The organism is Bradyrhizobium diversitatis, assembly GCF_016031635.1.
Lineage (GTDB): Bacteria > Pseudomonadota > Alphaproteobacteria > Rhizobiales > Xanthobacteraceae > Bradyrhizobium > Bradyrhizobium diversitatis.
In genome coordinates this window covers 1-676 of record NZ_JACEGD010000115.1, presented here as the reverse complement: position 1 = coordinate 676, position 676 = coordinate 1, and the positions used below count along the sequence as shown (strand labels likewise).

At 64.2% G+C, this 676-nt stretch carries 1 pseudogene; it reads right to left on the bottom strand.

The features are described 5' to 3' along the window. Window positions 1-410: 410 nt before the first annotated feature. Window positions 411-676: pseudogene (locus tag H1B27_RS39875) on the bottom strand (hypothetical protein); the annotation flags it as partial.

The following is a 676-nucleotide window of genomic DNA, read 5'->3' as shown; positions in this document are numbered from 1 at the left end:
CTGCAGCGCACCGCTGAAGGAGCGCTGCGCTGCGTCCGGGGCACAAGAGCGGAGTGTTCGCGCGCAACTGCATCAACGCCGTCATTGCGAGCGCAGCGAAGCAATCCAGAATCCCTCCGCGGAAAGACTCTGGATTGCTTCGCTGCGCTCGCAATGACGGAGCGTGGGGCGGCGGACATCGCTCTTTCGATTCGCATCTCACCTGCAGACACATCTTCTCGTTCTCGCGGCTGATCTCGCCCGAGCTTTGCCTGGTCGCTTCACCCTCAAATGAAAGAGGGCGCAGGGAAGGCCGGGAGCCCGCTGGCACCCGAGGTCCACTGTGCGGAATCTGCGTAACAAGAAGCTGCACAGCGGCATACAGGTGTAGCCAGGACATCCCGGCCTTCCCTGCGCAGTGGTTTTACGGCTTATGTCGCGATCTCCCCAGGGAGCGATGCACTATTGCCCCCGTCGCCTTGCGGATGACTGACGCTGCGAGCCCGGTCGGGCCGCAACGTCACCGCAACACTTGGCGCACAGACCCCGGGCGCCAGGACCACACGATTTTGCCGTACGCTGATGGCACCGGTCGTATGCACGACGACCTTGCTCACGGTTGCCCGCCCTGCAAGCCCGTTCGTGCCAACGCCATCTGCGTCCACCGCCGCCCGGCCCGCGTTCGTGACGATCGCGA